General features: G+C 38.1%; 7 protein-coding genes. 6 read left to right on the top strand and 1 reads right to left on the bottom strand.

Annotation, left to right across the window (positions count from 1 at the left end; translation table 11 throughout):
- Window positions 1-110: 110 nt before the first annotated feature.
- Window positions 111-1,124 carry a lactonase family protein gene (locus tag CJ239_RS08180; protein ID WP_102211198.1) on the bottom strand — a complete coding sequence of 338 codons (1,014 nt, stop codon included), beginning with the start codon at window positions 1,122-1,124 and terminating at the stop codon, window positions 111-113.
- A 160-nt stretch (window positions 1,125-1,284) separates the two neighbouring features.
- Between CJ239_RS08180 and CJ239_RS08175 the strand changes: the two genes are divergently transcribed.
- The 6 genes from CJ239_RS08175 (at window position 1,285) to CJ239_RS08150 (ending at window position 8,045) form a co-directional block, all read left to right on the top strand.
- On the top strand, window positions 1,285-3,267 hold the full coding sequence (locus CJ239_RS08175) for a peptide ABC transporter substrate-binding protein (protein WP_102211197.1): 1,983 nt from the start codon (window positions 1,285-1,287) through the stop codon (window positions 3,265-3,267).
- A 117-nt stretch (window positions 3,268-3,384) separates the two neighbouring features.
- On the top strand, window positions 3,385-4,551 hold the full coding sequence (locus tag CJ239_RS08170; RefSeq protein ID WP_102211196.1) for an AI-2E family transporter: 1,167 nt from the start codon (window positions 3,385-3,387) through the stop codon (window positions 4,549-4,551).
- Entirely contained in the window at window positions 4,541-5,776 is a 1,236-nt protein-coding gene (locus CJ239_RS08165) for a tetratricopeptide repeat protein (protein WP_180958245.1), read from the top strand. Before CJ239_RS08170 ends, CJ239_RS08165 begins: the two co-directional genes overlap by 11 nt.
- A 139-nt stretch (window positions 5,777-5,915) precedes the next feature.
- The gene (locus tag CJ239_RS08160; RefSeq protein ID WP_102211195.1) at window positions 5,916-6,557 is read left to right on the top strand and encodes an amino acid ABC transporter permease; all 642 of its coding nucleotides are present in this window, start codon (window positions 5,916-5,918) and stop codon (window positions 6,555-6,557) included.
- A 9-nt stretch (window positions 6,558-6,566) separates the two neighbouring features.
- Window positions 6,567-7,196 carry an amino acid ABC transporter ATP-binding protein gene (locus tag CJ239_RS08155; protein ID WP_102211194.1) on the top strand — a complete coding sequence of 210 codons (630 nt, stop codon included), beginning with the start codon at window positions 6,567-6,569 and terminating at the stop codon, window positions 7,194-7,196.
- A 12-nt stretch (window positions 7,197-7,208) separates the two neighbouring features.
- Entirely contained in the window at window positions 7,209-8,045 is an 837-nt protein-coding gene (locus CJ239_RS08150) for an amino acid ABC transporter substrate-binding protein (protein ID WP_102211193.1), read from the top strand.
- Window positions 8,046-8,249 lie beyond the last annotated feature (204 nt).

Here is an 8,249-nt window from a genome sequence, read left to right as displayed (position 1 = left end):
TTTCATTATAGATTTTATGGGACTTTTTTTCTACACAAAAATAGGCTCCATAATATCTATAGGGGATTTACCCACTACAAATATTATAGAGCCATTTTTTTTATGTTTCCTTAAGGAGCAAAACTGATGCAGACTGCTTCTGGTACATGGAAGTCGTTAGAAAGTTCTGCTAGACGACCAGTTTCAGGATTGCGTTTAAAGACGGTTGCATTGTCAGAGTCTTGATGGACAGCAATGACAAATTCTTGGTCTGGTGTCAAATCAAAATCACGTGGAGTCTGACCATGAGTAGGAACGATTTCTAACAATTCTAAGCTACCGTCTGCAAGAATTGTATATACTGCGATAGAATCATGGCCACGGTTAGAAGCATAGAGGTATTTACCGTCTTTAGAGAGACGAATAGCAGCAGTTCCGTTAAAACCTTCGTAACCTTCTGGTAGAGTTGAAATGACCTGCATGCGTTCAAATTCGCCAACACCATCGTAGATTAGAACTTCAATAGTGCTATTGAGTTCACAAATGAGATAAGCAATTTTATAGTGGTTATGGAAAACGATATGACGAGAACCAGCTCCAGGAATACTATTGTAGGTATAGAGCTTAGATAATTTCCCTTCTTGATCAAGGTCATAGGTGATGACTTGGTCAGTACCTAGATCACAGGTCACTAGATAGTGGTCAGGTGTTAAGTCTGTAAAGTGAACATGGGGTGAAGCTTGATTTTCATGTGGACCTTGGCCACTGTGTTGATCCACATCACTAAGTAGAAGACTACCATCTTCCTGACGTTTATAAACAAGGACCTGCCCCTTGTGGTAGTTGGCTGCATAGACTAAATCACGCTTTTCATCAACGGCAACATAACAGTGGGGAGCTCCTTCTTCCACGACATGATTTAATAAGGTTCCGTCAGTTTGATAGGCTGCAATGCCCCCCTTGTCATCCTGACTACCAACGGTGTATAGATGTTGCTTCTGGTCAAAAGCAAGATAGGTTGGACTTGGTTCAGGAGCAAAAAGTTCTAGATTTGAAAGCTGCCCAGTTTCTGTATCAAAGTCTGCCTTGTAAATCCCTTGGGAAGTACGACGTGTATAAGTTCCAAAATAAACAGTTTCTTTCATGACTATACCTCTTTATAAAGATAAGACTATTATATCACAAAAACTGTAGTTGGAGGAACTCTATAACACATAGATGTGTATAATAAAATATCAAATTTAGCTTGATTTCCTTTTGAAAAGTGCTATAATAATCCTATACAAATTGCAAAGGAGTTTTTTTATGAAAAAACGTGTTTTCTTAGCAGCTGGAGTTGCTGTACTCTCAGCAGCTGTTCTAGCAGCTTGTTCATCTGGTAATGGGAATAAAGAAGCAACTAAACCAGTTACTTATGCCTATGTATTTTCATCAGATCCTGCGAGTCTGGATTATACAGTTGCTGGGCAAAAGTCTACAAAACAGATTACTGGTAATGTCATTGATGGACTACTGGAAAATGATCAATACGGGAATCTAGTACCATCAGTTGCAGAAGATTGGACGGTTTCCAAAGATGGTTTGACCTATACCTATAAAATTCGTAAGGGTATCAAGTGGTATACCAATGAAGGCGAAGAATATGGGGAAGTTAAGGCTCAGGATTTTGTGACTGGTCTAAAACACGCAGCTGACAAGAAATCAGAAGGACTTTATCTTGTACAGGATTCTATTAAAGGATTAGATGACTATGTAAATGGGAAAACAACGGATTTTTCTACTGTTGGTGTAAAAGCAACAGATGATTATACTGTAGTCTATACTTTAAACCATCCAGAATCTTTCTGGAATTCGAAGACAACAATGGGAGTTCTTGCTCCTGTTAGCGAAGACTTTTTAGCTTCTAAAGGAGATGACTTTGGTAAGGCGACTGATATAACAAGCATTCTATACAATGGGGCTTATCTTCTCACAGGTCTTACATCTAAATCTTCTATTGAAATGACCAAAAACCAAAATTATTGGGATAAACAAAATGTCTTTATTGATGATATCAAATTATCATTCTTTGATGGTCAAGATGCTGACTCTCTTGGACGTGGATTTGATGAAGGAAATTATCCTGCAGCTCCTCTCTTTAAAAACTCTGCTAACTATGAACGCTTAAAAGAAAAATACAAAGATAACATTATTTATAGTCAACAACAAGGAACTACTTTCTATATTTCGACGAATATTGACCGTGTTTCCTACAATCACACCGCTAAAACAAGTGATGCAGAAAAAACATCTACTAAGAAGGCCTTGCTGAACAAAGATTTCCGTCAAGCTTTGGCTTTTGCTACAGATCGTAAAGCAGGAATCTCTCAAGTATATGGGGACGAAGTAGCACCGCGTAAATTACGTACAAGTTTAACACCTCCAACATTTGTACAAGTAGGAGAGCAGTCATTTGGGCAAGTAGCTAAGGCAGAATTGGATAAATTAGATGGTGTATGGAAAGATGTCAGTCTTGATGATGCCCAGGATTCACTTCATAATGTAGATAAGGCTAAAGCTAAATTGGAAGCTGCCAAGAAAACTCTTCAAGCTGATGGAGTACAGTTCCCTATTCATTTAGATATTCCAGTATCTTCTACTCGTCCACAGTTTGTGCGTCAATATCAATCTTATAAACAATCTATCGAGGAAGCTCTTGGATCAGATAATGTTATAGTTGATATTCAACAAGTTTCTGATGATGAATTGGCAAGTATGACGGTTCTAGCTACTTCTAATACCAATACTGACTGGGATATTAATGCAAACAGTGGATGGGGGCCTGATTACGCAGATCCATCAACTTATCTAGATATATTTGATCCAACATCTGGACCAAACCTTCTTGGTTCCCTAGGTGTAGTACCAGGTAAAGACAGCTCAGCAATCAAAGCGGTTGGGTTAGATAAGTTTAAAGAGTTAATCACGGATGCTAATAGTGAGAAAACAGATCTTGAAAAACGATATTCTAAATATGCAAAAGCTCAAGCTTGGTTAACAGACAGTGCCTTGGTTATTCCTGCACAGTCAGACGGTGCCCAAATGCTCGTAACGAAGAAAGTTCCAGGTACTGGTGCAGATGGCTGGGTAGGTGATAAGACTGGTGAACTTAGCTATAAATACCTTAAAATCCAAGATAAGATTGTCACTACTAAAGAAATGGATGAGTTCCGCAAGAAATTTGCTGAAGAAAAAGCCAAATCAAACGCAGATTATCAGAAGAACTTAGAACGTCATATTCAAGACTAATCGAATCTCCTCTTTTGAGGGGATTTTTTATGTTGCTGTCTCCATGTAAGCACTTTAAAAAAGAGTTATTTTTTCCTAAAAATGATATAATGAGAGAACGATAGAAAGGAAGTATTTATGGAACAAAAAGAGAAACATTTTAGCCTATCTTGGTTTTTCAAGTGGTTTTTGGATAACAAGGCCATTACGGTATTTTTGGTAACCTTATTATTGGGACTGAATCTTTTTATTTTAAGTAAGATTAGTTTTCTATTTTCACCTGTTTTAGACTTTTTGGCAGTTGTGATGTTGCCAGTCATTCTATCTGGACTGCTATATTATTTGTTAAATCCTATTGTTGATTGGTTGGAGAAGCATAAGGTTAATCGTGTCATCGCAATCAGTATTGTCTTTGTGATCATCGCCCTCTTTATCATTTGGGGCTTGGCAGTAGCTATTCCAAATCTGCAACGTCAAGTTTTAACCTTTGCAAGAAATGTACCAATCTATCTCGAAGATGCAGACAGAGTTATTAATGATTTGGTGACCAAGCGTTTGCCAGATGATTTCAGACCTCAATTAGAGCAAGTTTTAACAAACTTCTCAAGTCAGGCTACAGTTTGGGCAAGTAAAGTTTCATCTCAGGCAGTCAACTGGGTGAGTGCCTTTATTAGCGGGGCCTCTCAAGTGATTGTTGCCTTGATTATCGTTCCTTTCATGCTCTTTTATCTCTTGCGTGATGGGAAAGGCTTGCGTAACTATTTGACCCAATTCATGCCGATGAAATTGAAGGAGCCTGTAGGACAGGTTTTGTCAGATGTGAATCAACAGTTGTCCAACTATGTTCGAGGGCAAGTAACAGTGGCTATTATTGTAGCAGTAATGTTTATCATCTTCTTCAAGATTATCGGTCTACGCTATGCGGTTACGCTGGGTGTTACTGCTGGTATTTTAAATCTGGTTCCTTATCTTGGTAGCTTTCTAGCCATGCTTCCTGCTCTAGTATTGGGCTTGATTGCTGGGCCAGTCATGCTTTTAAAAGTGGTGATTATCTTTATCGTGGAACAAACTATTGAAGGCCGTTTTGTCTCTCCACTGATTTTGGGAAGTCAATTAAACATCCATCCCATTAATGTTCTCTTTGTCCTGTTAACTTCAGGATCCATGTTTGGTATTTGGGGAGTCTTACTCGGTATTCCAGTTTATGCCTCTGCTAAGGTTGTCATTTCAGCAATTTTTGAATGGTATAAGGTAGTCAGTGGCCTATATGAACTAGAGGGAGAGGAAGTCAAGAGTGAACAATAGTCAACAGATGTTACAGGCTTTGGAGGACCAAGATTTAACCAAGGTTGAGCATTATTTCGTCAAAGCTTTAGAAAATGATCCAAGTGACCTTCTTTATGAGTTAGCCACCTATCTAGAAGGAATTGGTTTTTATCCTCAGGCCAAGGAAATTTATCTGAAAATTGTAGAGGATTTTCCAGAGGTTCATCTTAATCTAGCAGCTATTGCTAGCGAAGATGGTCAAATCGAAGAAGCCTTTGCTTATCTTGAGGAAATCCAAGCTAACAGTGACTGGTATGTATCGGCTTTGGCCCTTAAGGCAGACCTTTACCAGATGGAAGGTTTGACAGATGTGGCGCGTGAGAAATTATTGGAGGCCTTGACCTACTCAGAAGATCCTCTCTTGATATTGGGCTTAGCAGAGTTGGATAGTGAGTTGGAAAATTACCAAGAGGCTATTCAAGGCTATGCCCAGTTAGATAACCGCTCGATTTATGAGCAAACGGGCATTTCTACCTATCAACGAATTGGCTTTGCCTATGCTCAGTTGGGTAAATTTGAAACGGCTATAGAGTTTTTAGAGAAAGCCTTGGAGTTAGAATACGATGACTTAACAGCTTTTGAGTTGGCTAGTCTTTACTTTGATCGAGAAGAATACCAAAAAGCTGTTCTCTACTTTAAGCAGATTGACACCATTTCTCCTGACTTTGAAGGTTATGAGTATGGCTATAGTCAGGCCTTACATAAGGAACATCAAGTTCAAGAAGCCCTACGTATTGCTAAGCAAGGCTTGGAGAAAAATCCCTTTGAAACAAGACTCTTGCTGGTTGCTTCACAATTCTCTTATGAATTGCATGATGCTAGTGGTGCAGAAAACTACCTCCTTACTGCCAAAGAAGATGCTGAGGATACAGAAGAAATCTTACTCCGTCTAGCCACTATTTATCTAGAACAGGAGCGTTATGAGGATATTCTAGGTTTGCAAAGCGAGGAGCCAGAAAATCTTTTGACCAAGTGGATGATTGCACGCTCTTATCAAGAATTGGATGATTTGGATACTGCTTATGAGCATTATCAAGAGTTGGCAGGAGATTTAAAGGATAATCCAGAATTTCTAGAACACTATATCTATCTCTTGCGTGAATTGGGCTACTTTGAGGAAGCCAAAGTCAATGCGCAAGCTTACTTAAAACTGGTTCCAGATGATGTGCAAATGCAAGAACTGTATGAGAGATTACAGGAATAAAATGATTTAAAGCTATATCTTATCAATTTTGAAAGATATAGTTTTTATTTTTGTTAACAATGTAATTTTTTTATAAAAATAGTTGTAATTTAGTTTATGTATGCTATAATAGGGACAATTATTTTAAGGAGGTGTCAGTATGTCTTATTTATTTGAGATATTACCGAGTTTATTGAGCGGTGCAAGCATGACTTTACAGGTTTTTGCACTGGTCTTGATTTTTTCTATTCCCTTGGGCGTTTTGATTGCCTTTGCCTTGCAAGTCCATTGGAAGCCCCTCCATCATCTGATTAACATTTATATTTGGATTATGCGGGGGACACCCTTGCTCTTGCAATTGATCTTTATCTATTATGTGCTACCAAGCATTGGGATCCGTTTGGATCGCCTTCCAGCGGCTATCATCGCCTTTGTTTTGAATTATGCTGCTTACTTTGCTGAAATCTTCCGTGGGGGGATTGATACCATCCCTAAAGGTCAATATGAGGCTGCTAAGGTCTTGAAGTTTAGTCCTTTTGACACAGTGCGCTATATTATCTTGCCTCAGGTGACCAAGATTGTTCTCCCTAGTGTATTTAATGAGGTTATGAGTTTGGTCAAGGATACGTCTCTAGTCTACGCTCTAGGAATTTCAGACCTTATCTTAGCAAGCCGAACAGCTGCCAACCGTGATGCCAGCCTTGTTCCCATGTTCTTGGCAGGAGCCATTTACTTGATTTTGATTGGGATTGTGACAATCATTTCCAAAAAAGTTGAGAAGAAGTACAGTTATTATAGATAGGAGGTTGACATGTTAGAATTACGAAATATCAATAAGAAATTCGGAGACAAACGAATCCTGTCTGATTTCAGTCTAAATATTCCTGAAAAGCAAATCCTAGCTATCGTTGGGCCTTCTGGCGGAGGTAAGACGACTCTCTTACGCATGCTTGCAGGTCTTGAAACCATTGATTCAGGTCAAATCTTTTATAATGGAGAACCCTTAGAATTGGATGAATTGGAGAAGCGAAATCTACTGGGATTTGTATTCCAAGATTTTCAACTTTTCCCTCATTTGTCAGTTTTAGACAATTTGACCTTATCGCCTGTGAAAACAATGGGAATGAAGCAGGATGAGGCTGAACAGAAGGCGCGTGGACTCTTGGAACAGTTAGGGTTAGCAGGGCACGCAGATGCTTATCCATTCTCACTATCAGGTGGGCAAAAACAGCGGGTGGCTTTGGCACGTGCTATGATGATTGACCCAGAAATCATTGGTTACGATGAACCAACTTCTGCACTGGATCCAGAATTACGCTTGGAAGTGGAAAAACTAATCTTGCAAAATAGAGAACTTGGCATGACCCAGATTGTGGTTACCCATGATTTACAGTTTGCGGAAAATATTGCAGATGTATTATTAAAAGTAGAACCTAAATAGGAGGAAAAAGTGATGAAAAAATTGATGCTTATATTAGTCAGTCTAATGACTGCTTTGTTCTTAGTAGCTTGTGGGAAAAATGCTAGTGAAACTAGTGGAGATAATTGGTCTAAGTACGAGTCTAACAAGTCTATTACTATTGGATTTGATAGTACTTTTGTTCCAATGGGATTTGCTCAGAAAGATGGTTCCTATGCAGGATTTGATATTGATTTAGCTACAGCTGTTTTTGAAAAATATGGCATTACGGTAAATTGGCAACCGATTGATTGGGATTTGAAAGAAGCTGAATTGACAAAAGGAACAATTGATTTGATTTGGAATGGTTATTCTGCTACAGATGAACGCCGTGAAAAGGTAGCATTCAGTAACTCATATATGAAGAATGAGCAGGTATTGGTGACTAAGAAATCTTCAGGTATCACGACTGCAAAGGATATGGCTGGAAAGACATTAGGAGCTCAAGCTGGTTCATCTGGTTATGAGGACTTTGAAGCAAATCCAGCGATTTTGAAGGATATTGTTGCTAATAATAAAGCGAATCAATACCAAACCTTTAATGAAGCCTTGATTGATTTGAAAAACGATCGAATTGATGGTCTATTAATTGATCGTGTCTATGCAAACTATTATTTAGAAGCAGAAGGCGTTTTAAACGATTATAATGTCTTTACAGTTGGACTAGAGACAGAAGATTTTGCGGTTGGAGCACGTAAGGAAGATACAACTCTGGTTAAAAAAATAAATGAAGGATTTTCTAATCTTTATAAGGATGGTAAGTTCCAAGAAATTAGCAAAAAATGGTTTGGTGATGATGTAGCAACCAAAGAAGTGAAGGAAGAAAAATAAAATATATAAAAAACATCAACAATATAGATATTATTTATATTTTAAATATATTATAATTAACAATCTGATAAAATTAATATATTATCTTCTGAAAAACCGAAATACTTGATTTATAAAGGATTAAAGGGTATAATTTTAATAAGAACCTTTAAATATACAAATATATTTGAGGGGGGGGGGGGCTTGTTGTTTTTAGCCTTCCTA

This window comes from Streptococcus sp. UMB0029, from assembly GCF_002871495.1.
GTDB lineage: Bacteria > Bacillota > Bacilli > Lactobacillales > Streptococcaceae > Streptococcus.
The sequence above is the reverse complement of the archived record's forward strand: the minus strand, read 5'-3'. Positions and strand labels throughout refer to the sequence as shown.